This is a genomic window from Halorubrum sp. CGM4_25_10-8A (genome assembly GCF_005435025.1).
GTDB classification, from domain to species: domain Archaea; phylum Halobacteriota; class Halobacteria; order Halobacteriales; family Haloferacaceae; genus Halorubrum; species Halorubrum ezzemoulense.
Window position 1 is genome coordinate 18,074 of the sequence record NZ_SGTX01000007.1, and the last position, 26,959, is coordinate 45,032.

A 26,959-nucleotide genomic window follows, 5' to 3' on the forward strand; every position below is an offset into this window, starting at 1 on the left:
CGTTTGGTCACTCGGCGTCGACGAAGTCCGGCTCCGTCCGCTTCTCCGCGCGCTCGTCGACGAGGTGGTCGACGAACGTGTCGAGGTCGACGTCGCCGCGCTGGTTCTCGAAGCGGTCGCGCACCGAGACCGTGCCCGCCTCCTGCTCGTCGTCGCCGACGATGACCATGTACGGGAGGCGGTCGTCGTGGCCCGCGCGGATCTTGCGGCCGACGGTCCAGTCGCGGTCCTCGACCTCGACGCGGAAGCCCGCGTCTTCCAGCTCGTTCTTCACGCGGTGGGCGTAGCCCAGCGTCTCGTCGGAGACGGGGAGGATCCGAACCTGCTCCGGCGCGAGCCACAGCGGGAAGTTCCCGTCGAAGTGCTCGATCAGCACCATGAAGAACCGCTCGTAGCTCCCGTACAGCGCCCGGTGGATCATCACCGGCTGGTGCTCCTCGTTGTCCTCGCCCGTGTAGGTCAGGTCGAACCGGTCGGGCATGTTGAAGTCGAGCTGGACGGTCGGACCGTCCCAGACGCGGCCGAGGGCGTCCTCGAAGCCGAAGTCGATCTTCGGGCCGTAGAACGCGCCGTCGCCGGGCTCGATGTCGTAGTCGTAGCCGCCCGATTCGAGCACGTCGCGGAGCTGCTCCTCGGCGGACTCCCAGATCTCGTCGCCGCCGACGGACTTGTCGGGGCGGGTCGCTAAGGCGACCTCGACCTCCAGATCGAGCGTCTCCACGACCTCGAAGATCATCTCGATCACCGACTCGATCTCCTGCCGGATCTGGTCGGGGCGGACGAACAGGTGGCCGTCGTCGATGGTGAACGACCAGACGCGCGAGAGGCCCGACAGCTCGCCGCGCTGCTCTTTCCGGTACACCTTCCCGTTCTCGAAGTAGCGCTGGGGGAGGTCGCGGTACGACCAGTTCTGCTGGTCGAAGATCGTCGCGTGGCCCGGGCAGTTCATCGGCTTCAGGCCGTACTCCTCGTCGTTCACGTCGAGGAGGAACATGTCGTCCTTGTAGTTCTCGTAGTGGCCGGACTGCTTCCACAGCTCCGTCCGGAACACGTGCGGCGTCTCGACCTCCTCGTACCCCTTCTCGCGGTTGAGCTCGTTCGCGAAGTCGGACAGCTCGCGCAGCACCGTCTTCCCCGGCGGGTGGTACAGCGGCAGGCCGGGGCCGGTCACCGTCGGGATCGAGAAGAGGTTCATCTCCTGCCCGATCTTTCGGTGGTCGCGCTCTTGGGCCTCCTCGCGGAGTTCGAGGTACTCTTCGAGGTCGGACTCGCTCGCGAACGCGGTGCCGTACACGCGCGTCAGCGTGTCGTTCTCCTCGTCGCCGCGCCAGTAGGCGGCCGACACCTCGAGCAGCGTCGCCGCGCCGATCTCGCCGGTCGACTCGACGTGGGGGCCCTGACAGAGGTCCTGCCAGTCGTCCTGGACGTAGAAGGTGACCTCCTCGCCGTCGGCCTCCTCGTCGAGTATCTGGCGTTTGTACTCGTTGTCGGCGTAGATCTCTTTCGCCTCCTCGCGCGAGCGGACCTCGCGCTCGATGTCGTAGTCGGCGGCGATTATCTCGTCCATCTCCGCCTCGACGGCGGCCAGGTCGTCCTCGTCGACGTCCACGTCGGTCACGTCGTAGTAGAAGCCGTCGTCGGTCGGCGGGCCGATCGTCAGCGTCGCCTCCGGGTGGAGCCGCTGGAGCGCCTGCGCGAACACGTGGGCCGCGGAATGGCGCAACACCGTGAGGTACTCGTCGGACTGGTCGGTGACGATCTCGATCCGCGCGCCGTCGTGGACCGCCGCGTGCTTCTCGACGAGTTCGCCGTCGATCTTCCCCGCGACGGTGTCGCGACCGAGCCCGGGGCCGATCTCGAAGGCGACGTCCTCGACTGTCGAGCCCGCCGGAACGGTGAGTTCTGATCCGTCCGGCAGGACGACCGTCACCTCGGCCTCCGCATCGGTCTCGCTCATACAGTGTCGGAACCGGACGACCGGCATAAGTGTGTTCGATCCGCGGCGCCGAGCGTCACGGTCGACCGGACATCGTTCGCCGCTCGCCGCCAGATCCCGGCAAGTCACGCCGCCGCTCTGGAGCCCCGGATCGGGAGCGAGCGATGGCAACACACAAATCACCCGGCAACGTTTGCCGCCCTATGACCAGTCATCGGGAGCCCCTGTCGTCGGTGTTGGAGGCGATCGGGGAGACGCCGCTCGTCGAGGTCCACGACGCGCCGACCGCGGTGCCGGTGTACGCCAAGCTGGAGTCGTTCAACCCGGGAGCGAGCATCAAGGACCGCATCGGGAGGTACATGCTCGAACGCATGCTGGAGCGGGGCGACCTCGGCGAGGGCGGCACCGTGGTCGAGCCGACCGCCGGCAACACCGGGATCGGGCTCGCGGTCGCCGCCAAGCAGCTGGGGTTAAACGCCGTCTTCGTCGTTCCCGAGCGCTTCTCGGTGGAGAAACAGCAGCTCATGCGCGCGCTCGGCGCCGAGGTGGTGAACACGCCGAGCGAGGACGGGATGGGGCTCGCGATCGACCGCGCCCACGAGATCGCGGCGGAGCTCGACGACGCGGTCGTCCCCCAACAGTTCTCGAACCCGCTCAACGCCGAGGCACACTACGAGACGACCGCCCCCGAGATCGACGAGGCCCTCGACGGCGAGGTCGGCGCGGTCGTCGCCGGCTGCGGCACGGGCGGGACGCTGATGGGGATCGCCCGCTACTTCCGCGAGGCCGACCCGGACACCCACGTCGTCGCGGTCGAGCCGGCCGGCTCCGCGTACCGCGAGTTCCTCGGCGAAGACGTCGACCACGAGGCGTACAAGACCGAGGGGATCGGCACCCACGACACCGGACGCAACGAGCTGTTCGACCCGGACCTCGTCGACGAGATCCAAGCGATCGACGACCGCGACGTCCACGAGGAGATGGGCCGGCTCGCGAGCGAGGAGGGCCACCTCGTCGCCTCCTCGTCGGCCGCGAACGCGATCGCGGCGAAGCGGGTCGCGCGGGAGATCCGCGACGGCAAGATAGACGCCCCGCACGACGCGGTCGTCACCGTCTTCCCCGACTCCTCCGAGCGCTACCTCTCGAAGGGCGTCTACCGGTCCTTCGAGGAGTGGGAGGGGTAGGTGGCGGAGCGGCGCGACGCCGCCCAGACACCGGCCGGTACCGCGGCCGCCGCCCGGTCCGTTATCCGCGCAATCGACCGTGTTCGACCTTGAGACAGCGGTCCTGAACGACGTCGATCCCGTCCTCCTCCGCGGCCGCGGCCGCCTCGTCGTGGCTGATCCCGAGTTGGAGCCACAGCGTCCCGGCGTCGCCGCGCGACGCGTGTCGCTCGCGGACGGCCTCGGCGATCTCCGGGACCTCCTCGCTCGGCCGGAACACGTCAACGATGTCGATCTCTTCTTCCACGTCGCCGACCGCGTCGTACGCCGGTTCGCCGAGCACCTCGTCCGCGAACGGATTCACCGGGATCACGCGGTACCCCCGGTCCTGAAGATACGCGGGCACGTCGTGCGCGGCCTTCCCGGGCGTCGTCGAACAGCCGACGACGGCGATCGTCTCTGCGTCGAGCAGGCGGTCGAGTCCGGCGTCGTCCGTGACGGGCATGGTCGACGATTCGATCGCCATGCGATTAAACGGATCCCTAGCCGCTGTGAAGAGAAGCGTGGTCGTCGGCTCCCGGTCAGGGGAGTCGGATCTCGGGGTCGCCGTCCTCGGGGACGGTGACGATGCCGTCGAACAGCTGTTTGAGCGTGTTCATCGCCTGGTCGTCGTGGGCGGTCGAGTCGATGCTGTACAGTCCCAGTCCGTCGACGCTCTGGACGCGGCCCGTGAACACGTGGAGGAACCGGAACACCGTCTGGAGGTCCGAGTACATCAGCAGCGTCGACAGCGAGTGGACCATCACGCGGTTCTGATCGATACCGCGGTCGCCGAACGCCTGGAGGAACTCGGAGAGCTTGATCCCGATCCCGGTCATGTCTACCGGCGAGGAGGCGTACTTGATACGGTCGGACTCGCGGGTCTCGCCCCCCTGCTGGCGGGTGACGCAGTCGACGACCGCGACGGGCTTCCCCTCGTAGGGCGTCCGCTCCTCGTAGTCGCGGAGCACCCGATCGGCGCCGTCCTTGGTGGTGACGACGATGGCGCCCTCGTCGCGATCGGTCCCAGCGGCGAGGACGTCCATCATGATCGACCGCTTCCCGCTGAGCGGCGGGCCGGTCAACAGAATGTTGGTCCCGGGATCGACCTCGGCGTCGAAATGCGGCGTCAGCTCATACATGGACGCACCTCGGGGGCGGCGACGTCGGCGCGATCCACTCGTTCGGCCGCGAGGCCGTGCGACCAAGACACATCTACTACCTGAACATGCCCGCTCCGAATAATATTCTTTTTGATCGGCCCCTGCGACGCGACGGCGCGTCTCGATCGGGCCGTGGACCCGATCGGACGGCGAATTCGGCCGCCAGTGGGGGCCGAACGCCGCCGGACCGTGGAAATCTATCACGCAGGCGAATCGACCGATCGGCGACGCCGGGCCGGAACCGACGGACTGCGCGGCGCCGGTTTCGAATCGCGGGACTTAACACGCTCTCGGAAGTAAGCCGACGTGAGGGCGCTTAGCTCAGTTTGGACAGAGTGCTTGGCTTCGGACCAAGTTGCCACGGGTTCAAATCCTGTAGCGCCCACTCACTCGCGGTCCGTTGCCGAACTAGTCCTAATTCTACTGTAGAGTCTCGGATCGAATGGTGGGTGTAGAGAGCTTGCCGGATTCATCCCGCGCCTAAAGGCGCGGGTATTCTCCTTGCGTCTTATAACACTGGCGTCACTCGCTTACCGTTCCGATCGGTTGCCGGTTACTAGAGACGGTGCGGAGCGCACACGAGACTCACAATTTCGGCCGCCGCTCGCGAGCTCGGTGTCGAGTAGCGACGGGAACCGGACTCAGTCGGCTTCGAGGTGCTCTCGTCGCGTTCGCCAATGAGGGAGACTCGACCGCGATCGTGATACGACTGTCCCCCTGCGGGTCGTAGCGGTCCACGAGCCCCGCGTCCTCAAGCTTCGGAAGCCGTCGATCGATCGTCTGATCGGAGTCGAATACGTCGCACAACGGCGCCTCCGGATGCTTCCGGACTCGGCGAACCGATCGGCGCCCCCGCTATCTTTTTGTGACTCGTCCGGCTCCCGATAGTCGTGCCTATTCGGAGCGCGAAAGACGCGGCGTCGCTCTACGCGGAGGTCCGGGACTACGACCTCGTCGTGACGCCCGACGCCCCGCTCGCGAGCGCGATCAACCGCCGCCTCGACCGCCCGCACTTCGGAACGTTCGCGACCACGCCGCGCCGCCTCGCGGCCGGTCGCCGCGAGCAGGCGGAGGACCGCCGGGCGTTCCTCGAGATCGTCCGACAGACCGACCACGACTGGAAGGCGGTCGCGTACGCCGTCGGGAACGTCCTCCAGTGTTGGGAACACACCGGCCGGCTCGGCGCGGTCTTAGAGTACGACGCCTACGTCGACGACGCGACCCGCGAGGTCGTCGAAGTCATGCGGACGCTGCGGACGACCTCGAAGCGGCTCACGGAGTACGCGATCGACGACGGTGGGTCCGTCGCCGTCGTCGGGTACGACCAGCTGACCGAACTGGAGCGCGGCGTCCTCCCGGAGGCGTTCGATCGCGTCGACCTCTTCAGCGGGGAGGCGTTCGACCCCCCGCCCTTCCACGTCTTCGAGTCGGCGACCGACATCGTCGCCGCGCTCCGCGATACGATCACGGCGCACAATGCGGACCGCGTCGCCGTCGTCCTCGACGGCGGCGGGAAGTACTCCTCGCTCGTCGAGTCCGCGTTCGAGGCCGCGGGCATCCCCTTCTACGGCGGGCCGGGGTTCGCGGACGACCCGCACCACCGGACGTTCGTCCGGCTCCTCCGGCTCTGTTTCCGGGGGAGCGACGCGACCGTCGGCGACGCCGCCCCGATCCTCGCGCAACTGGGGATGGACGTCCCGACCGCGGACCGGGAGCGGCGGTTGGCGGCCGTCGACCACCCCGCCACGGAGTGGCTGCGGACGTTCCGCGACGGCGTCGGCGACCGGACGTTCGCGGCGGCGCTCGACGCCTACGCGACCGAGGCCGGCGTCGAACTGGACCGGCTCGACGAGGAGCTGCGGAGCCTGGGGCTCGCCGACGCGCAAGTGACCGCCGGCGCGGTCGACCGGCTCGCCTACTACCTCCAGACCTACGAGGTCCCTGTCGACAGGGAGAACGAGGGCGTCCTCCTCGCCGACGCGAAGTCCTCCGCGTACGTCGACCGCCCGGTCGTCTTCCACCTCGGAATGGGAGAGGAGTGGACGCACTCGGCGCCCCAGCGGCCGTGGGTGGACACCGAGACCCAGTTCGCGCGCTACGTTGGCGACTTCCAGCGCCTGCTCCAGAGCGGCGACCGACGGTACTACCTCGTTCAGGACGTGGCCGGCGGGGAGCCGGTCACTCCGTGCCTGTACCTCGGCGACCTCCTCGACGAGGAGTTCGAGCGGTTCAGCGACCTCGACTCGGTCGAACACCGGCCGCGACCGCGGTCGACGGGCGCGGGCTTCGACCGTGAACCGACCGGAGTGGACCCCGAGACGGTCGGGACGGTCAGCCAGTCGACCCTGAATAGCTACGTCAACAGCCCCCGGGACTACCTCTTCGGGCGGCTCCTCGACACTCCGGATCGGGAACGGTTCGTCGAGGGGACCCTCTTCCACGACTTCGCGGAGTTCTACGTGAACCACCCCGAGGCGGTCGCCGCGGCCGACACCGACGCCCTCGTCGACGCCATGCTCGCGGAGACCGAGGCGTTCTCCTCGGCCGCCGACGAGCCCCTCCGCCGCCGGAAGTACCGCATCGGACTGGAGCTGATCGCGGAGTATCTCGACGAGGAGGGGCCGGAGTCGGACGACTTCCTCACGGCGGCGTCGGGGTGGGGAACCAATTTCTTCGCGGAACACTTCGACGAGCCGGTCGACTCGCCGCTCACCGAGCGCTGGTTCGAGGACGATGCCCTCGGCGTGAAGGGGAAGATCGACCTCGTGCGGGCGCCGACCGCGCTGCTCGATTACAAGAGCGGACGCAAGAAGCGCACCGCACAGGTCGTCGGCGGCGCGGCGGTCGACCCGCCGGCGGACGCGCCGAACTTTCAGGCGGCGCTGTACCTGACGTACTACCGGTCGGTCCGTCCGAATGAGCGGCTGGAGTTCACGTTCTTCCACTTCCTCGAGCCGATGGCCGACGTGATCGCGGGCGACGCCGACCTCGGCGACGCGCTCACGACGGTCACCTACCACCCGGTCGCCTTCGACGAGTACGTCGGCTCCCGGGATGCGTACGAGCGGCTCCTCGACGGCTACACCGACTGTCGGGAGACGTTCGAGGACCTCGGCTACTCGGCCTACGAGCAGGTTGTGGCCCCGCTGACGTTCCCCGAGACGACCGACAAGGGCGAACTCCGCGACTCCGAGTTCGCCGAGCGGTTCACCGCCGCGGTCGACGCGGAAACGTCCGCGGCCGTCGACGCCGAGAAGGGCGCGGACCAGGCGATCCGAGAGCTCAACGGCGCCCGCAGGCGGGCCTTCTTCCGCGAGGACCTCGACGCCTTCGAGGCGTTCGTCGACGAGCGCCTCGACGAACTCAACGCCCGGCGCGCCGGCGAGGAGCGGTTCCCGGTCGACGGGCTCGCCGGCGAGCCGAACTACCGGCGCGTGGACAACCGCGACCTGCTGTTGGAGGGGGACCGATGAGCGAGCCGACGCCGAACGAGGCCCAGCGGGAGCTCATCGAGAGCACGGCGGGGACGCACCTGGTCGACGCCGGTCCCGGGACGGGGAAGACGTTCGCCGTCACCCGGCGCTACGGACGGATCGTCGACCGGCCGGACGTGGAACCGGACGACGTGCTGCTGGCGACGTTCACGCGGAGCGCCGCGACCGAGATGCGAGAGCGGATCGTCGACCACAGCGCGTACGGCCTGCGGGAGCTGGCCGACGCCCCGATCCGGACGTTCCACTCGCACTGCCACGAACTGCTTCAGGAGCACGGGTACGCCGCGCCGACACACCTCGGCCTCGACGAGCGGATCACGGGGTCGACGCGGATCCTCGAAGACGAGCTGATCGAGGCCGAGCGGTTCCGCGAGTTCTTCGGCGGCTTCCGCGACGACCACCCGGAACACGCGGCGTTTTACCGCGCGCTCGCCGAACCGGGCGAGCTGCTCGACCTGATCGGAGAGCTCGCGTCGAAGGGGATCTTCCCCACTGCCGACGGGTGGTATCGGGGCGGCGAATCATACCTCGACGGCGACTTCGAGGCGTTCAGAGCGCGGTTCGACGCGGCGAACCGACCCCGGAACGACGGCCGGAAACAGTCGGCGCTGCGCGAGGACCTGAGCGACTTCGGCCGCCACAAGACGTACCGCTCGGACGCCCCGTCGAAGTCGGAGCTGCGCGGCGGCCGCGGGACGAAGCGCCTCGACGACGACGTGGCGCGCGCGGTCTTCGACGAGGACCGCGACGGGCTCAAGACGTTCGTCCGCGACGTGTACTTCGAGTACCTGCGATTTGCGCTGCGCCGCAACTACCTATCCTTCAGCTTCCTCCAGCTGTTCGCGTTCGTCCTCCTCTGCGAGGACGAGCGCGCCCGCGAGGCGGCGCAGTTCGAGTACGTCATGGTCGACGAGTTTCAGGACACGAGTGAGCTCCAGTTCAAGCTCGCGCTGCTTCTGTCCGGGACCGAGAACTTCTGCGCCGTCGGCGACTGGAAGCAGAGCATCTACTCGTTCCAGTACGCGGACGTGCGCAACGTCACCGAGTTCGAAGCGCGGCTGGAGCGGTTCGCCGCCGAACTCAACGACGACGCCGACCGGGTCCCGTTCGACGCGACCGACCCGACCCGGATCGAACTGCGGGAGAACTACCGGTCGACGGCGTCGGTCATCGACCTCTCGGAGCGGGCGATCGCGGCGCCGGCTGCGAGCGGAGATACCGTCGCGGTCGACCCCGACGACGTCGTCGGGCTCTCCTCGAATACTCCCTTCGACAACACGGTCGTCGAGGGAATCCGCCACGAGGACGAACACGAGGCGGTCCTCTCGAAGGTTCAGGCGATCGTCGGCAACGACGACTACGCCGTCGAGGGGGCGGACGGCGAACCGCGACCGCCGGAGTACGGGGATATCGCGGTGTTCACCCGGACCCGAGACTACGGGCGGGAACTCCTCGCCGCCGCCGACGAGTACGACTTCCCGATGGCCTACGACGGCGGGATCGAACTGTTCCGGACGGATCCGGCGAAACTGCTGCTCGCGTGGCTTCGGATCCTCGAAACCGACGCCGACCGCGGCTGGGCGGTGGTCCTCGAACGGGCCGGGTACGCGTTCGACGAGATCGGTCGCTTCCTGGAGACGGGGTCGTACCCTGACGACCCGGCGGCGTTCCGCGACGGGCTCCACGATCTGGAGTCGGTCGGCGCGGTCGCCCGCCGCGTCCTCGACCGCTACGGCTTCGCGGGCGACGCGGCGGACGTGCTCCTCCACACGGTCCAGTCGGTCCACGACGCGACGACGGCGACTCGCGGCGAGCTGATCCGGTTCATGGAGCGCGGCGTCGAGACCGGCAGCACGGTCGACGTCGCCGCGTCCGCGGGCGACGACGCGGTGACCGTCCAGACGATTCACGCCGCGAAGGGGTTGGAGTATCCGATCGTCGTCATGGCGAACATGAACGCGGGGCGCTTCCCACCTCGAGCCGGCGGATCGAGCGTCATCGAGTACCGGGACCCGGTGGGGCTCCGACAGCAGAAGGTGTACTCGGCGGAGCGGGCCCACCCGCACGTGTACGACAACTGGCGGCACGACGTGATCCGGCGCTGCCTACCGCGGGCGTACGACGAGGAACGCCGGCTGCTCTACGTCGCGGTCACGCGCGCGGAGAGCCACGTCGTGTTCGCGGCCGGCGAGGACCCGAACACGTTCCTTGAGGAGCTTCCCGTCGCCGTCGAAGAGATCGAACCAGCGGTCGAGTCGCTCGACCGCGAGGAGCCCGCCGACGCGGAACTGCCGTTCTCGGTGACGGCGCCTGACGGCCCGATCGGTCACAGCCCGCACTCGCTGATGGACGAGACCGTGTTCGAGGCGGCGGACGAGCGGTCGGAGGCGGGCGCCGAGGCGGCGCCCGAGACTCGCGGCATGGACTTCGGCTCTCGGGTCCACGACTTTGCGGAGGCGTACGCGCTCGGCGACGACGTGACGCCGTCGAACGACCACGAGCGGCGAGTCGTCGACCTACTCGACGGGCTGTCGGGCGAGCGGTACGTCGAGGAGCCGGTGACGCTCCCGCTCGAGGTCGACGGCCGCCGCGTCACGGTCTCGGGGATCGCGGACCTCGTTCACGTGACCGACGACCGGGTCGCGGTCGTCGATTACAAGACGGACTCGACGCGGCGCGCGCGGGCGGAGTACCGGAAGCAGCTCAGCGTCTACTACCACGTCCTCGACGAGTGGTTCGCCGAGAAAGCGGTCGAAACGAGCCTGTTCTACACGAGCGATGGGACGCGCGAGCGGGTCGAGCCACTCGCCGTCGAGGAGCTGCGCGCGCTCGTTCGAGCGACCGAGTCGCCGTCCGGGTGAGGCCCCGACCGGTCCGATTGGCGCCCCCGACTTGCTCCCTCGCCGGCGCCACCCGAGGTGAGTGACCGTCTCGCGCCGGCTCCGTGACGGGGTGGAATTTTTGTCGACGCGAACCGGACGACGCGTATGGCGCTCCCCGAGGCAGGACCGACCCGCGCCGGCGTCGACGACCGTGACCGCTCCGGAACACCGGGGGCGCCCCCGTGAGCGCCGGCGGCGACGACGCGGACGCAGAGGCGGATTCCGGGGCGCTGGACGGGTTTCGGCGACTCTTCGCGCTGGAGCGCGACGTGTTCGTGCTGTCGATCGCGATGTTCGCGTTCAGCTTGGGGTTCCAGATGACGAACCGGTACCTCCCGGAGTACATGGTCGCGCTCGGGGCGTCCGGGTTCGTCGTCGGGCTCTTCGGCACGTTCGGCAACGTTATCTCGGCGATCTACCCGTACCCGGGCGGCGCCGTCTCGGACCGTATCGGCTCGCGGTACGCGCTCACCCTCTTCGGGCTGCTGTCGACGCTCGGCTTCCTCGTCTGGCTGGTCGCGCCCGGGGTCGGCCCGATCGCGGTGGGCGGACTCATCGTGGAGCCGTGGGTCTGGATCTTCGTCGGACTGGTCCTCGCGCAGGCGTGGAAGTCGTTCGGGCTCGGCGCGACGTTCGCCGTCGTGAAGCAGGCGACCGTCCCCTCGCGACTGGCCGCCGGGTTCGCCAGCACGGAGACGTTCCGGCGGACGGCGTTCCTCGTCGGACCCGTGCTGGCCGCCGTCCTCATCGGACTCCGCGCGGAGTTCACCGTCAGCTTCCAGTTCGTCCTCGCGGTCGCGGTCGCCTTCGGCGTCCTCGGCACGCTCGTCCAGCACGTCCTCTACGACGCGAGCGGCGACTCCTTCGGCGACTCGTTCGCGGGGCTCGACCGGGTCCGGCGCGACCTGCGGGAGATGCCGGCGCCGCTCCGGCCGCTGCTCGTCGGCGACACGCTCGTCCGGTTCGCGAACGGGATGGTGTACGTGTTCTTCGTCCTCGTCGTCACGCAGTTCTTCCAAGTCGGCCTCGACGCGACCGTCGCGCTGGGCGGGTTCGCGTACGACGTGGACCTCTCGCCGCAGGCGTTCTTCGGCTACCTCCTCGGCGTCGAGATGCTCGTCGCGCTGTTGATCATGGTCCCCGCTTCGCGGCTCGCGGAGCGCATCGGCCTCAAGCCGGTCGTCGCGGTCGGGTTCGCGGTGTACGCCCTCTTCCCGGTCGTACTGATCTACGCGCCGGCCCTCGCGGGGTCGGCGCTGCCACTGTCGGCCGTGATGATCGCCGTCTTCGCGTTCTCGGGGCTGCGGTTCGCGGGCCTGCCGTCGCACAAGGCGCTCATCGTCGGCCCGGCGGAGCAGGGGGCCGGCGGCCGCGTCACCGGGACGTACTACCTCCTCCGGAACACGGTCGTGATCCCGAGCGCGGCGGTCGGGGGGTACCTGTGGGACTTCGTCAGCCCCCAGGTCGCGTTCACCGTCGCGGCCGTCGTCGGGCTCGTTGGCACCGGCTACTTCCTCGCGTTCGGCAAGGAGTTCGAGGCGTACGCGTGAAGCGAGACGCCCCGGATCGGGAACCGGGCGCGGGCGGCCATCGACCCCGGTGCGGGCGACCACAGACCCCGGCGCCGGACCCCGCCCGGTGGCTCGGGTGGCCGGCTCGCGTAGGTTTATTGGAGCGGCGACGCTCGTCGATCCCATGCCGACACCGTACGGCGAGTGGCCGTCGCCGGTCGCCCCGGAGGACGTCGCCGCCGACGTCAGGTCGTTCGCGTCCGTCGAGACCGACGGAGACCACGTCTACTGGATCGAACGCCGCCCGTCCGAGGGCGGTCGCGGCGTCGTCTGTCGCGCCCCGGTCGACGACCGCGGCGCCGATCCGACAGAAGTGACGTCGGAGGAACTCGACGTGCGCACGCTCGTCCACCAGTACGGGGGCGGCGACGTGCTCGTCGCGGACGGGACGGTGCTCGCGGCGAGCATGGACGACCAGCGGCTCTACCGACTGCCCGCGGACGGGAGCGCTGCCGGGGGCGACGCGGAACCGACCCCGGTCACGCCGGAGCCGCCGGAGCCGATGGCCCACCGTTACGCCGACATGCGGCTCGCTCCGGACGGGGAGACGGTCTATGCCGTCCGCGAGCGTCACGTCGGACCGGGCACCGACGAGGAGCCCCGGAACGAGCTGGTCCGCTTCCCGCTGTCACCCGACCCGGCTCCGGAGACCGGCATCTCGGACCCGGTCGTCGTCGCGGACGGGCACGACTTCTACGCGGCGCCGCGGCCGGCCCCGGGCGGGGACCGGATCGCGTACCTGCGGTGGGATCACCCGAACATGCCGTGGGATGGGACCGAACTCGTCGTCGGCGCGGTCAACGAGACGGGCGACATCCGCGACGAGCGCGTCGTCGCGGGCGGCGCCGACGAGTCGGTCGTCTCGCCGAAGTGGTCGCCCGACGGCGTCCTCCACGCGGCGGCCGACCCCACCGGCTGGTGGAACCTCTATCGGTTCCCGGTCGCGTCCGGGACCGAGGAGGGGGAGCGCGGAGCCGGCGTCGCGCTCCCGACGACATCGGACGCGGAGGTCCTCCGCGAGATGCCGGCGGCGTTCGGCGTGCCGATGTGGACCCTCGGCGTGTCGACGTTCGCGTTCCTCGGTGACGGGCGGATCGCCACGCTGGTCACCGAGGGAGGCGACCCGAGCCTGCGCCTGCTCGATCCGGAGACGGGCGACCTCGTCGACCCGGGCCTCCCGTACAGCTCCTTCCGTCCGGCCTCGGTCCGGTCCGACGGCGACCGTGTCGTCTTCGCCGGTCACCGGACGGACGCGCCGAGCGCGGTCGTCGCGTGGCGACCGGGGTCGGCGGGGACCGGAGCAACTCGGCTCCGCGAGTCGACGGAGGACGCGCTCGACGCCGCGTACGTCTCGGAGCCGGAGTCGATCGCCTTCCCGACCGGCGACGCGGTCGGCGCCGACGACGCGACCGCGTACGGCCACTACTACCCGCCCCACAACCCCGACGTCGAAGCGCCGGCCGACGCGGCGCCGCCGCTCCTCGTCAGGGTCCACGGCGGGCCGACGAGTCGGTCCGAGGCGTCGCTGTCGTCGACGGTCCAGTTCTGGACGACCCGCGGCGTCGGGGTGCTCACAGTGAACTACCGGGGGTCGACGGGGTACGGCCGCGCCTTCCGCGAGTCGCTGAAGGGGGAGTGGGGCGTCCGCGACGTCCTCGACTGCGTCAACGCCGCCCGGTACGCCGCCGACGAGGGGTTCGCCGACCCGGACCGGCTGGCGATCTCGGGCGGGAGCGCGGGCGGGTTCGCGGTACTCGCCGCGCTCGCGTTCCACGACACGTTCGACGCGGGCGCGAGCTACTACGGCGTCGCCGACCTCCGCGCGCTGGCGGCGGAGACCCACAAGTTCGAGTCGCGCTACCTCGACGGGCTCGTCGGCCCGCTCCCCGAGGCCGACGACGTCTACGAGGCGCGGTCGCCGGTCGCGCACGCCGAGGGGATCACCGCGCCGCTGCTGCTGTTACAGGGCGGCGAGGACGAGGTGGTCCCGCCCGCGCAGGCCGAGGCGATGATCGACGCCCTCGTCGCGAACGAGACGCCGTACGCGTACGTGGAGTTCCCGGAGGAGCGCCACGGGTTCCGCGACGCCGACAACGTCGCCCGGGCGCACGCCGCCGAACTCGCGTTCTACGGCGCGGCGTTCGACTTCGACCCGGCCGGCAGCGTCGCCGACCTCGACCTCCTCGTCGGCGAACGGCCGGAGTGAGTCGCCGGCGACGCCGGGATCAGTCGGCGGATTCGGACCGCTCCCCGTCGGCCCCTCGCTGGCGCTCGGGCAGCGGTCCGTCGTAGCCGTCCGGGACGTACGGGCAGAGCGGGTCGCTGTCGGTCGGATCGCCCGTGACGGCGTAGGCTCGCGACCGACTCCCGCCGCAGACGTGGCGGAACTCGCAGGCGCCGCACTTCCCCGAGAAGCCGTCCGGGTCGCGGAGCGACTCGAAGAGGTCGGCGTTCCGGTAGACGTCGACGGCCGACCGCTCGCGGACGTTCCCCGCCGACTCGGGCAGGAACCCGGACGGGTACACCTCACCGGTGTGGCCGACGAACGCGAAGCCGCGCCCGGCCGTGATCCCGCCCCGTCGGTCGGCCCCCGCGTCGGCGCTGCCGGCCTCGGCGCGCTGGATCCCGACACGTCGGTAGAACGGGGCCTCAGTGGTCTTGACGCCGAACCGCTCCTCCTCCGACACCTCGTGGAGCCACGCCATCGCCGCCTCGGCGCGCTCGGGGGAGACCGGGTCGAGGACGCGGCCGCGACCCACCGGAACGAGGAAGAAGACGCTCCAGAGGACGGCGCCGAGGTCGCGGACGCGGTCGCGGATCGCGGGGAGGTCCTCGACCGTGTCCGCGCAGACGGTAGTGTTGATTTGGAGCGGGATCCCGGCGTCGCGGGCGGCGCGCGCGGCCGCGACGGTGTCCGCGAAGCTCTCCTCGCCGCGGAACGCGTCGTGGCGCTCGCGGGTCGACCCGTCGAGGCTGAGCGCCATGCGGGCGATCCCCCCGTCGCCGAGGTCGCTGACGCGCTCGGGCGTGAGCGACCGGGTTCCGCTCGGCGTGATCGTCATCCGGAGGCCGAGGTCGTCGCCGTGCGCGACCAGCTCCGTGAGGTCGTCGCGCGCGATCGGGTCGCCCCCGGAGAGGACGACCAGCTGTCCGTCGCCGAACGCGGCGGCGTCCGCCAGCAGTCGCTTCCCCTCAGCGGTCGTCAGCTCGTCGGGGTGTCGCTGCGGCCGCGCGTTAGCCCGGCAGTGGCGGCACGCGAGCCCGCAGGCCTGCGTGACCTCCCAAACGAGGACCAGCGGCCGCCGGTCCGTGTCGAGGTCGTCGAACATCGCTCACGTCCGGCTACGACCCGGACCCGTTTGGGGTCGTTCCCGAACGTGTTCACCGGACGTAACGGCGAGCGACGGCGGGAGGGACGCGTCGGATCGACAACTGCGATGCGGGATTTAAATACACGTGAGCGACCCCGACAATCGATTATAGATGACAGAGTGGTCGGCGCGTGCCTGCGCGCGGCCGCCGCAGGCGGCCGCGAGGAGCACGCGCGAGGGAGTCGGCCGACCGAAGGGAGGGCGACGAGGCTGGGGAGGCGTGAGGCTGCGGCGCTGTGCGGTCGGGTGGGACTCAAAGGGGCAGTCGCCGGCGGCTTCGCCGCCTGCTGCCAGTGGCGCGTCGCGCCACGCTGCCGCGAGGGCGAAGCCTGACGACGCACGCACCGCAGTGAGTGGAGCGAACGAGCGAAGAGCGCAGCGAGCCATGCGAGCCGTCGCGGTCGGGATTTGTGTCATTCGTCGTTGGAATACCGCCATGGTTGTTCGTACTGTACTCGACTGAGCGAGCGATAACCCTGCTCACGAGCCCCGGGGTCTGGATCGCCTGTGCCGCGATTTGGACGGTTATGTCACTCTCACGCGTACTGGCGGATTCGAAGTAACTCAGGTCGCGTCGCCTTCGCCGGACCGCTCCCTCGCGTCGGTCTGATCGCCCTCCCCCGCTCGCTCGTCCGAAACGGTCCACTCGCCCTCGCCCGACCAGATCGCCGTGACGACCGCGGTGGGCGCGTCGGTCCCGACCGCGGCGTAGGGGTACCCGCGGTCGTCGAGCCGCGGGAAGAGGGACTGCGGCGTTCGGTCGTTGTACTGGACCAACACGTCATGACCGCCGAGCGGCTCGGCGCGTTCGAGCGTCTCGCGCAAGGTTGCGGCGGCGCGAGGTCCCGCGCGTCGAGCCCTCCACCGCCGCCGATTCGTCGGGCCTGGAACTCATATCCGGTGGAACGGACCCGATCTCTGGGTCCGTTCCGCCGAACATGTTCCGACGCCGACCGCGGAGCCGAAGCTACTTCCACGCCGGCGTCGAAGCCTCCGGCATGGCACAGGCACGTCTCCGCGTGACGATCCCGGACGGTCCGTGGGTCGGCGACGTCTCGCGTGAGTTCCCCGAGGCGCGGTTCCAGGTGTTGACCGCGACGCCGGACGACGGCGCGGGGTTCGCGCTGGTCCGGATCACCGCGGACGAAACGGACCCGATCCTCGACGCGATCGACGACCACGAGACGATCACCCACTCGTCGGTGATGGCCGCGGACGACGGGATGGTCACCGTTCAGGTCGAGGCGCTCGTCCCCCTGCTACAGACGGTCGCCCGCCGGGCGGGCGTCCCCATCGAGATGCCGGTCGAGATCCGCGACGGCGTCGCGCGCGTCGACGTGACGGGTAATCACGAGCGCGTCGCGGAGTTCGGCGACGCCCTCCGCGACATGGGCGCGGCGTTCGAGGTCGAGTACGTCCAACAGCGGATCAACCCCGGCGGGTCGCTCACGGAGCGCCAGCGCGAGGTCCTCTTCGAGGCGGTCGACCGCGGCTACTACGACGTGCCCCGAGAGACGACGCTCACCGAGGTGGCTGACCATGTCGGCATCGCGAAGTCCACGTGTAGCGAGGTGCTCCAGCGCGTCGAGCGCACGATCGTCCGGGAGTTCGTCGACGACCTCCCGCGCCGCCCCCTCGACTTCGAATCGCCGGAGGAGGACGGTATCGAGCGGATCCAGTAGCGGCGATCGAAAAAGTCCGACCGGTCGCCGTGCCCGGTCTCGCCTCGCGCCAGAGCCGACGGCGACGGACCAACTGCGCCGCGACGGCGGCTTGGACCACGCACCACGCGACGAGCGACGCCGCCAGTGTGACCGTCGAGAGCCCGCTCCCGGCGAGGGCGGCGGTGAACCCGCCGCCGTCGGTCGCCCCGAGCCCGCTCAACACGAACACCCGGAAGGACTCACCGGATTCGACAGCACCAGCGCCGACAGCGCTGCGCCCGGCGGCTCGGTCGCTGCGACGGTTCCGAGCGCGAGCAGGTCGTGGACCAGCACGAACCAGACCCGCACCAGCAGCGCCGCGCCGAGACCGGATTCGGCCTCCGGACGCGAGCGGTCAGCCCCTCAGGCGAGCCACAGCAGGCGCACGTTGCTCGCGGTGAGGTACGTCCCCGTGAGCGTGAGCAGCACCGGCGGGAAGTAGTAGAGGAGCCCGTCGCCCTCGCGCGCGCCCTCGACGCTGATCCAGAGCATCACGAGGTAGACGGCGATCTTCAGGGCGACGAGCCCGGAGAGCCCGAACGACTCCAGGGCGAACCGCACGACCGGGTTCGCCTCCTCGATCGTCGGGACGTACCGGAGGAAGGCGACGGTCGACACGATGTCGCCGACGCCGTACGTCGCCGTCGCCGCGATCCACAGCCAGTAGAACTCGTTGGGGCGCCGGCGGTAGGCGAGGCGACGCCGAGACCGATCGCGGGATCGAACCACGGGCGAAACTGTCGGGCGGCGAACGTGAATGTGCCGATCCGCTGGGGCCGGCGCGCGCTTTGCGGACGGAGACCGACCGGCGTCCGGCCGACTTAATAGGGATCGCGCCGTCTCGGCGGCCGTGACGGGGCCGTCGACCCGCGACGAGAAGCTGGAGCTCGGCGTCGAGCTGCTGGCGCACCTCGAACGCGAGGAGCTCGACCTCGCCGCGGCGGTCGACCGGATCGAGACGATCACGACGAGCCCGGCGCTCACCCGCGACATCCTCGACGCCGCGGAGAAGCGCGGCGTCATCGACCGCGAGGGCGCTCGGCTCCGGGTCAACACCGGCGGCGCCTACGTCGAGTACGAGCGCCAGGTCGTCGCGCGCGAGGGCGACTTCGAGTGTCGGCGCTGCGGCGCCTCGGTCTCGACGGGCCACTTCGTCGAACTTGACGCGGGCGAACTCGGCCCGTTCGGCTCCTCGTGCGTCCGCAAGGTTACGGGCCGAGAGTCGGAGTCGGCGTCGGACGCGGCGTGAGGGCGGCGCCGAGAGCGGCCTCCGGCCGGTCGAGCGTCCACCGCGCTCTCCCGCCGCCCGAGCGTCGACCGAACTCGCCGGAGTATTTACGTCCGCGCCCGAAGCGACGGTAATGACCGCGCCGAACCGGAACGCCCTGTGGGCGAACGCGCTCGTCGACGAGCTCGTCGCCGCGGGCGTCGACGCCGTCGTCGCCTCGCCGGGCAGCCGCTCGACGCCGCTGACCGTCGCCGCCGCGGGCCACGAGGATCTCCGCGTGTTCTCGCAGCTCGACGAGCGCTCCGCCGCGTACTTCGCGCTCGGGCGCGCCCGTCGGACCGGCCGCGTGACGCCGCTGATCTGTACCTCCGGCACCGCCGCCGCCAACTACCACCCGGCTGTGATGGAGGCGAGCGAGGCCCGCGTCCCGCTGCTCGCGCTCACCGCCGACCGGCCGCCCGAACTGCGCGACTCCGGCGCGAACCAGACCGCAGATCAAGAGAAGCTGTACGGCGACGCGGTTCGATTTTATAAAGACCTCCCGGAGCCGGCCGCAAACGACCGGGCCCTCCGGTCGCTGCGCACGACGGTCGCCCGCGCCGTCGCGACGGCCGAAAGGGCCGACCCGGGCCCGGTCCACCTCAACGTCCCGTTTAAGAAGCCGCTGGAGCCGACGCCGGTCCCGGGCGACGTGCCCGACGACCTGCCGGAGGCGGCCGAGCGCGGGCGCGACGGCCCCTACGTCGACGTGACTCACGGGGCCCCCGAACCGGGCGACGACAAACTCCGGGCGCTCGCGACCGCGCTCGGGGAGGCGGACCGCGGCCTGATCGTCGCCGGCCCCGCCGACCCGCCGGGGATCGACCCGGAGTCGGTCACGGCGCTCGCGCACGCCACCGGGTTCCCCGTGCTGGCCGACCCACTTTCCGGACTCCGGTACGGCGGTCACACGCGCGTCGCGCCCGTGATCGGCGCCTACGACGCGTACCTCTCGGCCGACCTCGCGGACGGCGGAAGCGACGCGGGCGACGCCGCCGCGGCGGGCGACGCGTGGGCCGACCCCGACCTCGTCCTTCGGTTGGGTGCCTCGCCGACCTCCAAGCGGCTCCGGAAGTACCTCGCCGCGACCGGCGCCGACCAGTACCAGGTCGACCCCGCCGGCCGCTGGCGCGAGGCCGAGTTCGCCGCGACCGACCTCGTCGTCGCCGAGCCGAGCCGGCTCTGCGCCCGACTCTCGCGGCTCGTCGGCGGCGGGAGCGGAGACCAAGGCTGGCGCGCGCAGTGGGAGGAGGCCGACCGGGTCGCGGAAGCGGTTCACGCCCGCGAGGCCGACGCGCTTGACGGCGAGGGGGGCGGCGAGGAAGACGCGGAGCCCGCTGCCGACGAGGGTGACGCCGGGTTCCACGAAGGGGACGCGCTCCGCGCGGTCGCCGGGGCGCTCCCCGATCCGGCGACGCTGTTCGTCTCCAACTCGATGCCCGTCCGCGACCTTGACCGGTTCGTCGGGCCGACGACCGCGAACGTCACCGCGCTCGGTAACCGCGGCGTCTCCGGCATCGACGGGATCGTCTCCAGCGCGCTCGGCGCGGGGAGCGGGACGACCGACGACCTCACGCTCGTCGTCGGCGACCTCGCCCTCTACCACGACTCGAACGGGCTGCTCGCGGTCGACCGGTGCGACGTCGACGTCACGGTCGTCGCGGTCAACAACGACGGCGGCGGCATCTTCCACAAGCTCCCGATCGAGGAGTTCGAGCCGCCGTTCACCGAGTCGTTCAAGACGCCGCACGGGCTCGACTTCGGGTCGCTTGCGGAGCTCCACGGCCTCGAACACGTCCGGATCGATGCCCGGCCCGACGCGCACGCCGACCGCGGCGACACCCCTGCGGAGCGCGCGGATGTCGTCGGTGAGGACCTCGCCGCCGCCGTCAGCCGGGCCCACGAGGCGACGGGCTCGCACCTGATCGAGGTCGACACGGACGCGGAGGCCAGCCACCGGACGCGCGAGCGCTTGGCGGCCGCGGTCGACGCCGCGGTCCACGGCGGCGAGGCGGACGAGTAGGGTCAGGGGCGCGTCGAGATCGGCCCGTCGCCGCGGCTCTCGCCGAGCGCGACCCCGGCGTACGCGACGACCGCGAACTGGATCCCGACGCCGAGGCTCGCGCCGAGGGCGAAGACGGCGGTGGCGACCGGGCCGCGCTCCGGACCGAGGTACCAGAGGACGGCGGCCGAGCCGAGCAGGAACGCGGCGGTCGCGCTCGCGCCCGTCGCCAGCGCGGTCGACGCCGCGGAGGCGTCCGCGTCGCGCAGTCCCGCGAGGAAAGCGACGCCGAACAGGAGCCCGTACACCAGCAAAAACGCCGTGAACCGGGCGCTCAGGAGGTACGTCGAGAGCGCCTCGGTCGACGGCAGCGAGACCGACGACTCGAGCAGTATCGGCGCGAGGCGCCTGATGCCGCTGACCGCGAGCGCGACGACCGCGGCGACGACGGGGGGGAGGGCTGCCGTGCGCATGCCCGAGAGGCGACGCCGAGTTCACTTATAAAATCCGATTCGAGGGGGTATCGGGCCCGACGAAGCTCATAAGCCTCGGCTTCGCGTACCGCTCGGCGTGCAGGTCGTCGGCTACGAGACGGACGTCGCGCGCGACTCGGCCGAGTCGGGGGCGGACGGCGCTCAGACGGTCGAGACGAGCGGCCCGATCGGCGGCGGACTCTACGTCGCGAGCGGCGGGAGCGTCGAGTACGTGGACGCGAGCCCGGGCACCGAACTCGCGTTCGGGCTCGGCGAGCGCCGCTGCGCGGGAACGGTCCACGATGGCGACCACGTCGCCTGCGACGCCGCGGACGTGCCGTACTGCGACGACCACTCGGGGGTCTGGGTGTGTGCCCGGTGTACCGGGACGTGTCTGAAAGACGAGATGGACTGCCACGAGACGCACGCGATGTACCTCGCGGCGTTCGCGCCGGACGTACTGAAGGTCGGCGTCACCCGCGAGTGGCGGCTCGGGACCCGCCTCCGGGAGCAGGGCGCGGACCGCGCGGCCCACATCCGGACGTTCCCGAACGGCCGGATCGCGCGCGAGGTCGAGGCGGAACTGGCCGCCGGGGACAACCTCGTCGACCGCGTCCGCGTCCCGACGAAGCTCGACGGGTTCGGGCGCGCGGTCGACGAGGCGGCGTGGGAGGCGCTCCTCGACCGGTTCGATCCGATCGCGCGGTTCGACTTCGACTACGGGCTCGGCCTCGACGACCGGCCCGTCGCCGAGACGATGGCGGCGGGGACCGTCCGCGGCTGGAAGGGGCGGGTGATCGTACTCGACCGCGGCGGCTCCACGTACGCCGTCGACGCGCGCGACCTCGTCGGCTACGAGCTGACCGACGCCGTCCCGGAGCGCGAACTCCAGTCCAGCCTCGGGGCGTTCGGCGGATGACGGGCGGCGCTCTCGCGGTCCTCTTCGGCGACCCGTTCGCGGTGATGAACACGGTCGGGCTCGTCGCGTTCGCGCTGGTCGGCGCGAGCAAGGCGGTCCGCGAGGAGTTCGACCTCTTCGGCGTCGCCGTCGTCGGGCTGGCGATGGCGTTCGCCGGCGGCGTCACCCGCGACCTCCTCGTCGCGCGCGTCCCCCTCGCGCTGCGCTCGCCGACGGAGATACTCCTAGGGCTGATCGGCGTCGCCCTCGCCGTCGGGCTGAGCGCGTGGCTCGCCTCGCCCGACGAGCACCCGGTGACGGTCGTCGCGGACGCGGTCGGGCTCGCCGCGTTCGCCACCGCCGGCGCCATCGTCGCGACGGACGCCGGGGTGTCCGCGTTCGGCGTCGTCGCCGTCGCGACGATAAACGCCGTCGGCGGCGGCGCGCTCGCCGACATCCTCCTCGACCGCTCGCCGTTCATCCTCTTCGAAGACTTCTACGCGAGCTGCGCCGTGTTGGGCGGCGCGACGTACTGGGCCGTCGGCACGCTCGGCGGGCCCGCGGGACTGGCCGCTGCGGCGTGCGCGGCGGTGACGGTCGGCCTCCGACTCGTCGCCGTCGCCCGCGGCTGGCGGCTCCCGACAGCGAAGCGGTTCGGCGATCGCTTCGCCGACTGATCGATTCGGGGGGCGGGCCGCACAACGGGCCGAGCCCGAAGCGATCCGCCCCCTCAGCGTCCGAGCCCGTCGACCGAGACGACGCGGCGGACGCCGAGGTACGCCGCCGCGGCGATGGCGGCGTACGCAACCACGAGGACGCCCGTCGTCGCGCCCGCGCTGTCGATCGCCAATCTGGCGACCGCGTTCGCGGGGCCGCCCGCCATCGCCGTCGCGCCGCCGAACAGCACGAGGACCGCGACCGAGTAGAGCAGCTGCGCCGCCCGCCGGTCGGGCGCGACCGCCGCGATGCCCACCGCGACGGCGACGACCAGCGTCGTCAGCGCGGTCATCAGCGCCAAGATCGGGCCGACGTTCGCGACCGCGGTGCCGTTCGCCTCCAACAGCAGGAGCCACAGCAGCGCCTGCGCGGGGGCGATCCCGATCGCCGCGGCCGCCTTCCCGTCGACGATCTCGGCGAGCGTCACGGGCGCGACCCGGAGCAGCTCCATGGTCCCTTGATCCAACTCCTCGGTGATCGAGTCGACGACGAGCGAGCCCGAGATGAACACCGGGAGGAAGACTAAGAGCGGGATCAACACGGTGTAAGTGAATGTGAAGTACGGGCTAGTGTCGCTCCGGTCGGGCAGGGGCAGCGGCGACTCCTCTAGGTACGAGGCGCGGCGCTCACGCTCGTTCAGCTCGTAGGTTCGCAGCAGCTCGCGCAGCTGTACCACGATCACGGTCGTCTCAACGGTGGCGTCCGGGGCGGTGACGGCGGCGGACACCCGTCCCGACTCCGTGCGAGTCGCGACCACCGCGTCGGCCGCGTTCCGCTCGAAGGCGCTTCGCGCGGCGTCAGCGTCGTCGTAGGGCGTGACCGAGGCGCCGGGGACCTCGCTCGCGGCGCGCTCTAGGTCGTCGACCGCGTCGCCCGCGGCCGCGACTTCGATCTGCGCGCCGTCGAGCGCGCCCGGGTCGTACATCGAGACGAGCCCGACGACGAGGAACGACGAGAACGCGGCGATGAACAGCTGGATCCCGATCGCCAACAGGATCGTCTTCTCGGCGCGGAGCCCCGCGAGCTCCTGGCCGGCGATCGTCAGGCGGCTATCCAAGGCTCACCACCCCGACGTTGTACGCGGCGTGCCCCAGCGTGGCCAGCGTCAGCGCCAGGGCGTAGGCGGTCCGGCCCCTCCTCGCGCCGAGGCTGGCCGCACTCGTCGCGGTCACGTGGAGGACGAGCGGGGCGAAGAACAGCGCCACGAGCGCGAGCGGCGGCAGCCCGGAGAGCCCGGCCACGTCGGCGAACGCGGCGCGGCCGAGGAAGAGCTCGGTGAGCCCGACCGCTTGGACGACCGCCGTGGCCTTCTCCGCGAGGAAGAAGCCGGTCCCGGACGCGACGCCGACCGCGAGCGCGACGCGGTCGCTCCGCTCGAAGACGCCGCGCTCGAACCCGGCGTACAGGGCGACGCTCTTCGCGACCTCCTCGATGAACGCGATCGTCACGAGCAACACCGGGATCGACACGGTGACCGGCAGCGCGAACAGCACCGCGACGGCCAGAAGCTCCGCGACGAACACGAAGGGAATCGTACAGGCGGTGAGGAACGCGACCGAACCGAGCGCGCGGAGCCGCTCGCGGTCGAAGAGCGCGCCCCCGACGCCGCCGGGTCCGCCGCCGGTCCGCACCGCCGAGAGCCGGACCGCGAGCGCGTCGAGGAACTTCCGCGTCACGGGCTTCTGGGAGAACATGTCCTCCTCGCGGTAGACGCCGAGCCCGAGGCCGAAAAGCAGAGTCGCCCCGACCGCCATCGGCGCGGTCGAAAAGAGAACTTGGCCCGCCGACACCGCCTCGCCCTGAAGGTCGAAGACAACGAGGGTCAGTGGCGAGACGAGCGCGACGGGCGTCACGTTCGTGAAGATGGCCGGGACGAACGCGTAGGTCGTCAGGAGGACGCTCACGCCAACCGTGACGAAGGTGAGTTCCTTGAACGACCGCGCGAACATCGCGCCGACGAAGGTGGCCCCGAGGAACGTCGCCGCGACGGGCGCCACCGCCACCACGGAGAGCGGTCCGCCGCCGATCACGAGCGCGATGAGGGTCGTGACGACCGCGGCGGCCGCCGCGTACGGAAGCGTCTTGCCCGCGACGATCTCCGCCGGCGCGAGCGGCGTGACGAGCAGTGGTTCTCCGCGACGGTTCGTCCGCTCGTCGAGGATAGAGGAGCCGTACGCCTGTATCAGGAAGTTCATCGGTACGAGGAAGGCGAACGCCAAGAGCAGCGAGGTGAACGGGAACGGCGGCGTGATCGAGGCGGGCGAACCGGTCGTGTCCGCGCCGAACGCCCCGCCGCCGATCGACGGGATCGCGAAGCCGCCCTCCCCGTCCGATCCCGTCTCGCCGCCATCAGAGCCCGGGTCGGCGGTTCCGCCCGCTCCCGAGTCGGGAGCGGACCCGCCGCCGGACTCCCCGTCGGTCGACGCGTCTCCGGAGGAACCGTCGCCCGAGTCGGCCCCACCGGAGTCGCCGGCGGAGTCCGCGTCCGACCCGGAACCGCTCGTCTCCGTGCCGTCGCCCTCCGTTCCGCCGTCGGCCGCGGTGCCGCCGTCGTCCCCGTCGCTCGCGCTGCCGCCGCCCGGATCGCCCGTCCGACTGCCGTCGCTCCCGCCGAGCGTCGCGCCGTCGTCGAACCCGGTCGTCCTGCCGACGTACCGGAGCGTAACGGTGACCGGGAACGCCGCGGTCCGGTTCGGCTCGGCGCGCAGCAGCCGCTCGTTGTGCGCCTCGACCGCCTCGCGAACCGACGCGGCGGCCGCCTCGCCCTTCCGCGTGTCGGTCGCGCGGACGACGACCGAGTCGACGTCCGCCGGATCGATCGCCCCGTCGTCGACGGAACCGGGCCGCACCACGGTCACCACCACCGCGTCGGCGGAGTCGCCGAGCGACGCGGTCTCGGCCGGGACCGGTCGCAGCGACGCTTCCTCCTCGATCGCCTCCGCGTACGGCGAGCCGGCGTCGACGCCGACCCGGTACACGTCTTGGTCGACGTCGAGGCCGGCGACGCCGGTGGCCACGCCGACCCCGACGACGCCGCCGGCGACGAGAAGCAGGGCGACGCCCGCGGCGAGCGTCCGGCGGTCGACGCCGCCGGACGCCCGCGCCGACTCCCACTTGGCGACGCGAAGCACTCGGCGGCCGGCGACGGCGAGCCGTCGACCGAGGCGACGCAGCCGGTCGGTCACTCGGTGGCCTCCGTCGCGGTCGCCGCCGTCTCCCGCTCTGTTCCGTCGGTCGATCGGTCGTTTTCCGGCCCGTCAGGCTCTTGCCCGTCGACCTCGCCGTCGTCGAGCCCGTCGCCGGTGTAGCGGCCGGGCATCGGCCGGCCGACGATGTCGAGGAACACGTCCTCCAAGCTCGGCTCGCGGCTCCGGATGTCGACGACCTCGCCGCCGGCGTCGGCGGCGGCCTCGCGGACGGCCGCGACCGCGTCCATGCTCGGGACCGCCGTGCGGTACCGGTCGCCGACCTCCTCGGGCGTCGCGTCGAGGTCGTCGAGGGGCGGCGTCGCGGTCGGCTCGACGTCAGTGAACACGCGGTAGGTCGTCTCGCCGTGTCGCTCGCGGATCCCGTCGACGCTCCCGCGGGCGACGATCCGCCCCTCGTTCATCACCACGACGCGGTCGCAGACCGACTCGACGTGGTAGAGGTTGTGCGCGGAGAAGACGACGGTCTTCCCCGTCTCGCGGAGTTCGCGGGTGAACGCCAGCACGGAGTTGGTCGTCACCGGGTCGAGCCCGGACGCGGGCTCGTCGTACACCAGCACGTCCGGGTCGTTGACCAGCGAGCGCGCGATTGCGACCTTGCGTTTCATTCCCTTCGAGACGTCGCCGAGGCGACGCTCCCGGTGGTCGAGTTCCAGCCGGTCGAGCGCGGCCTCGATCCGCTCGTCGGCGACCTCTCGGGGCACGTCGTAGAGGTCGGCGAAGAAGCGGAGGTACGACCGCGCGGTCATCTCCTCGTACAGCGGCGAATCCTCGGGCAGGAACCCGAGGTGGCGACGCATCTCGGGGTCCGAGGCGTCGAACCCGGCGACGGTCACCTCGCCGTCGGTCGGTTCGACGAGACCGGCGATCACCTTCAGCGTCGTCGTCTTGCCGGCCCCGTTCGGGCCGACGATCCCGAACACCTCGCCGTCGTCGACGGAGAAGTCGCTGTCGACGACGGCCGCGAAGTCACCGTAGGTCTTCCGCAGCCCCGACACCTCGATCATGCCTGCGCCTCCGCCGGCGCGTGGGTTAAAGCCACGCCCGCGGTTATCGGCCCCGAGAACGCGGCGA

21 protein-coding genes and 1 tRNA gene are annotated in these 26,959 nt (G+C 71.1%); 11 read left to right on the forward strand and 11 right to left on the reverse strand.

The genetic code is table 11. The annotated features are described in order from the left end of the window. Positions 1 to 7: 7 nt before the first annotated feature. Positions 8 to 1,984: a threonine--tRNA ligase gene (gene thrS / locus EXE52_RS09145; protein WP_176454974.1), complete on the reverse strand. Its 1,977-nt coding sequence runs from the start codon at positions 1,982 to 1,984 to the stop codon at positions 8 to 10. Between the two features lie 155 nt (positions 1,985 to 2,139). Here thrS and EXE52_RS09150 point away from each other — a divergent pair, with 155 nt between their 5' ends. After that, the gene (locus EXE52_RS09150) at positions 2,140 to 3,120 is read left to right on the forward strand and encodes a PLP-dependent cysteine synthase family protein (protein WP_086219756.1); all 981 of its coding nucleotides are present in this window, start codon (positions 2,140 to 2,142) and stop codon (positions 3,118 to 3,120) included. Positions 3,121 to 3,181: 61 nt separating this feature from the next. Here EXE52_RS09150 and EXE52_RS09155 read toward each other — a convergent pair whose 3' ends face one another. Together EXE52_RS09155 and EXE52_RS09160 are read right to left on the reverse strand one after the other, a co-directional pair. Next, complete coding sequence (locus EXE52_RS09155; protein ID WP_049930089.1) at positions 3,182 to 3,604, reverse strand: CoA-binding protein; 423 nt, start codon at positions 3,602 to 3,604, stop codon at positions 3,182 to 3,184. A 76-nt stretch (positions 3,605 to 3,680) separates the two neighbouring features. Continuing rightward, the gene (locus tag EXE52_RS09160; RefSeq protein WP_086219755.1) at positions 3,681 to 4,280 is read right to left on the reverse strand and encodes a recombinase RecA; all 600 of its coding nucleotides are present in this window, start codon (positions 4,278 to 4,280) and stop codon (positions 3,681 to 3,683) included. Positions 4,281 to 4,611: 331 nt separating this feature from the next. Here EXE52_RS09160 and EXE52_RS09165 point away from each other — a divergent pair. The 5 genes from EXE52_RS09165 (at position 4,612) to EXE52_RS09190 (ending at position 14,454) form a co-directional block, all read left to right on the forward strand. Continuing rightward, a tRNA-Arg gene (locus tag EXE52_RS09165) sits at positions 4,612 to 4,686 on the forward strand. 505 nt (positions 4,687 to 5,191) lie between these two features. Next, complete coding sequence (locus EXE52_RS09175; RefSeq protein WP_089307701.1) at positions 5,192 to 7,774, forward strand: PD-(D/E)XK nuclease family protein; 2,583 nt, start codon at positions 5,192 to 5,194, stop codon at positions 7,772 to 7,774. Then, positions 7,771 to 10,656, forward strand: a complete 2,886-nt coding sequence (locus EXE52_RS09180) for an exodeoxyribonuclease V subunit beta (RefSeq protein WP_089307700.1) — start codon at positions 7,771 to 7,773, stop codon at positions 10,654 to 10,656. The genes EXE52_RS09175 and EXE52_RS09180 overlap by 4 nt, the downstream gene beginning before the upstream one ends. 203 nt (positions 10,657 to 10,859) lie before the next feature. Then, positions 10,860 to 12,227 (forward strand): MFS transporter, encoded by a 1,368-nt coding sequence (locus EXE52_RS09185; RefSeq protein WP_089307699.1) that lies wholly within the window; start codon positions 10,860 to 10,862, stop codon positions 12,225 to 12,227. Between the two features lie 145 nt (positions 12,228 to 12,372). Next, positions 12,373 to 14,454 carry a prolyl oligopeptidase family serine peptidase gene (locus EXE52_RS09190; RefSeq protein ID WP_089307698.1) on the forward strand — a complete coding sequence of 694 codons (2,082 nt, stop codon included), beginning with the start codon at positions 12,373 to 12,375 and terminating at the stop codon, positions 14,452 to 14,454. A 19-nt stretch (positions 14,455 to 14,473) separates the two neighbouring features. On the opposite strand, the gene EXE52_RS09195 is transcribed toward EXE52_RS09190, so the two are convergent. Next, entirely contained in the window at positions 14,474 to 15,577 is a 1,104-nt protein-coding gene (locus EXE52_RS09195) for a TIGR04053 family radical SAM/SPASM domain-containing protein (protein ID WP_089307697.1), read from the reverse strand. Between the two features lie 606 nt (positions 15,578 to 16,183). Then, on the reverse strand, positions 16,184 to 16,444 hold the full coding sequence (locus EXE52_RS09200; protein ID WP_241988239.1) for a hypothetical protein: 261 nt from the start codon (positions 16,442 to 16,444) through the stop codon (positions 16,184 to 16,186). A 173-nt stretch (positions 16,445 to 16,617) separates the two neighbouring features. On the opposite strand from EXE52_RS09200, the gene EXE52_RS09205 reads away from it, so the two are divergent. Then, positions 16,618 to 17,301: a helix-turn-helix domain-containing protein gene (locus EXE52_RS09205; protein WP_394338093.1), complete on the forward strand. Its 684-nt coding sequence runs from the start codon at positions 16,618 to 16,620 to the stop codon at positions 17,299 to 17,301. Positions 17,302 to 17,499: 198 nt separating this feature from the next. Here EXE52_RS09205 and EXE52_RS19025 read toward each other — a convergent pair whose 3' ends face one another. Together EXE52_RS19025 and EXE52_RS09215 are read right to left on the reverse strand one after the other, a co-directional pair. Continuing rightward, positions 17,500 to 17,631, reverse strand: coding sequence for a hypothetical protein (locus tag EXE52_RS19025; RefSeq protein ID WP_255510317.1), 132 nt, complete (start codon positions 17,629 to 17,631; stop codon positions 17,500 to 17,502). 54 nt (positions 17,632 to 17,685) lie between these two features. Further along, complete coding sequence (locus EXE52_RS09215; protein ID WP_049929663.1) at positions 17,686 to 18,051, reverse strand: hypothetical protein; 366 nt, start codon at positions 18,049 to 18,051, stop codon at positions 17,686 to 17,688. Between the two features lie 121 nt (positions 18,052 to 18,172). Between EXE52_RS09215 and EXE52_RS09220 the strand changes: the two genes are divergently transcribed. Together EXE52_RS09220 and menD are read left to right on the forward strand one after the other, a co-directional pair. Beyond that, entirely contained in the window at positions 18,173 to 18,571 is a 399-nt protein-coding gene (locus tag EXE52_RS09220) for a DUF5830 family protein (RefSeq protein WP_049929662.1), read from the forward strand. 112 nt (positions 18,572 to 18,683) lie between these two features. Next, a complete protein-coding gene (menD, locus tag EXE52_RS09225) occupies positions 18,684 to 20,612 on the forward strand; it encodes a 2-succinyl-5-enolpyruvyl-6-hydroxy-3-cyclohexene-1-carboxylic-acid synthase (RefSeq protein WP_089307695.1) in 1,929 nt (642 codons plus the stop codon). A gap of 2 nt (positions 20,613 to 20,614) precedes the next feature. Here the strand turns inward: menD and EXE52_RS09230 are convergent, their stop codons facing one another. Continuing rightward, a complete protein-coding gene (locus tag EXE52_RS09230; protein WP_049929660.1) occupies positions 20,615 to 21,064 on the reverse strand; it encodes a hypothetical protein in 450 nt (149 codons plus the stop codon). A gap of 97 nt (positions 21,065 to 21,161) precedes the next feature. Here EXE52_RS09230 and EXE52_RS09235 point away from each other — a divergent pair, with 97 nt between their 5' ends. Further along, positions 21,162 to 21,983: a DUF2797 domain-containing protein gene (locus EXE52_RS09235; RefSeq protein WP_199237866.1), complete on the forward strand. Its 822-nt coding sequence runs from the start codon at positions 21,162 to 21,164 to the stop codon at positions 21,981 to 21,983. Beyond that, positions 21,980 to 22,639, forward strand: a complete 660-nt coding sequence (locus tag EXE52_RS09240) for a trimeric intracellular cation channel family protein (RefSeq protein ID WP_049929659.1) — start codon at positions 21,980 to 21,982, stop codon at positions 22,637 to 22,639. Before EXE52_RS09235 ends, EXE52_RS09240 begins: the two co-directional genes overlap by 4 nt. A 53-nt stretch (positions 22,640 to 22,692) precedes the next feature. On the opposite strand, the gene EXE52_RS09245 is transcribed toward EXE52_RS09240, so the two are convergent. From EXE52_RS09245 to EXE52_RS09255, 3 genes are read right to left on the reverse strand one after another with little or no spacing between them, the layout of a single operon-like run. Next, complete coding sequence (locus EXE52_RS09245; protein WP_089307694.1) at positions 22,693 to 23,736, reverse strand: ABC transporter permease; 1,044 nt, start codon at positions 23,734 to 23,736, stop codon at positions 22,693 to 22,695. After that, positions 23,729 to 25,864: a PrsW family intramembrane metalloprotease gene (locus EXE52_RS09250; RefSeq protein ID WP_089307693.1), complete on the reverse strand. Its 2,136-nt coding sequence runs from the start codon at positions 25,862 to 25,864 to the stop codon at positions 23,729 to 23,731. Before EXE52_RS09250 ends, EXE52_RS09245 begins: the two co-directional genes overlap by 8 nt. After that, on the reverse strand, positions 25,861 to 26,892 hold the full coding sequence (locus EXE52_RS09255; protein ID WP_089307692.1) for an ABC transporter ATP-binding protein: 1,032 nt from the start codon (positions 26,890 to 26,892) through the stop codon (positions 25,861 to 25,863). Before EXE52_RS09255 ends, EXE52_RS09250 begins: the two co-directional genes overlap by 4 nt. Positions 26,893 to 26,959: the final 67 nt, after the last annotated feature.

Coding starts and splice junctions, on each gene's coding strand:
- thrS (WP_176454974.1), bottom strand. CDS start 1,984: ATGCCGGTCGTCCGGTTCCGACACTGTATGAGCGAGACCGATGCGGAG.
- EXE52_RS09150 (WP_086219756.1), top strand. CDS start 2,140: ATGACCAGTCATCGGGAGCCCCTGTCGTCGGTGTTGGAGGCGATCGGG.
- EXE52_RS09155 (WP_049930089.1), bottom strand. CDS start 3,604: ATGCCCGTCACGGACGACGCCGGACTCGACCGCCTGCTCGACGCAGAG.
- EXE52_RS09160 (WP_086219755.1), bottom strand. CDS start 4,280: ATGTATGAGCTGACGCCGCATTTCGACGCCGAGGTCGATCCCGGGACC.
- EXE52_RS09180 (WP_089307700.1), top strand. CDS start 7,771: ATGAGCGAGCCGACGCCGAACGAGGCCCAGCGGGAGCTCATCGAGAGC.
- EXE52_RS09190 (WP_089307698.1), top strand. CDS start 12,373: ATGCCGACACCGTACGGCGAGTGGCCGTCGCCGGTCGCCCCGGAGGAC.
- EXE52_RS09195 (WP_089307697.1), bottom strand. CDS start 15,577: ATGTTCGACGACCTCGACACGGACCGGCGGCCGCTGGTCCTCGTTTGG.
- EXE52_RS09205 (WP_394338093.1), top strand. CDS start 16,618: ATGGCACAGGCACGTCTCCGCGTGACGATCCCGGACGGTCCGTGGGTC.
- menD (WP_089307695.1), top strand. CDS start 18,684: ATGACCGCGCCGAACCGGAACGCCCTGTGGGCGAACGCGCTCGTCGAC.
- EXE52_RS09230 (WP_049929660.1), bottom strand. CDS start 21,064: ATGCGCACGGCAGCCCTCCCCCCCGTCGTCGCCGCGGTCGTCGCGCTC.
- EXE52_RS09240 (WP_049929659.1), top strand. CDS start 21,980: ATGACGGGCGGCGCTCTCGCGGTCCTCTTCGGCGACCCGTTCGCGGTG.
- EXE52_RS09255 (WP_089307692.1), bottom strand. CDS start 26,892: ATGATCGAGGTGTCGGGGCTGCGGAAGACCTACGGTGACTTCGCGGCC.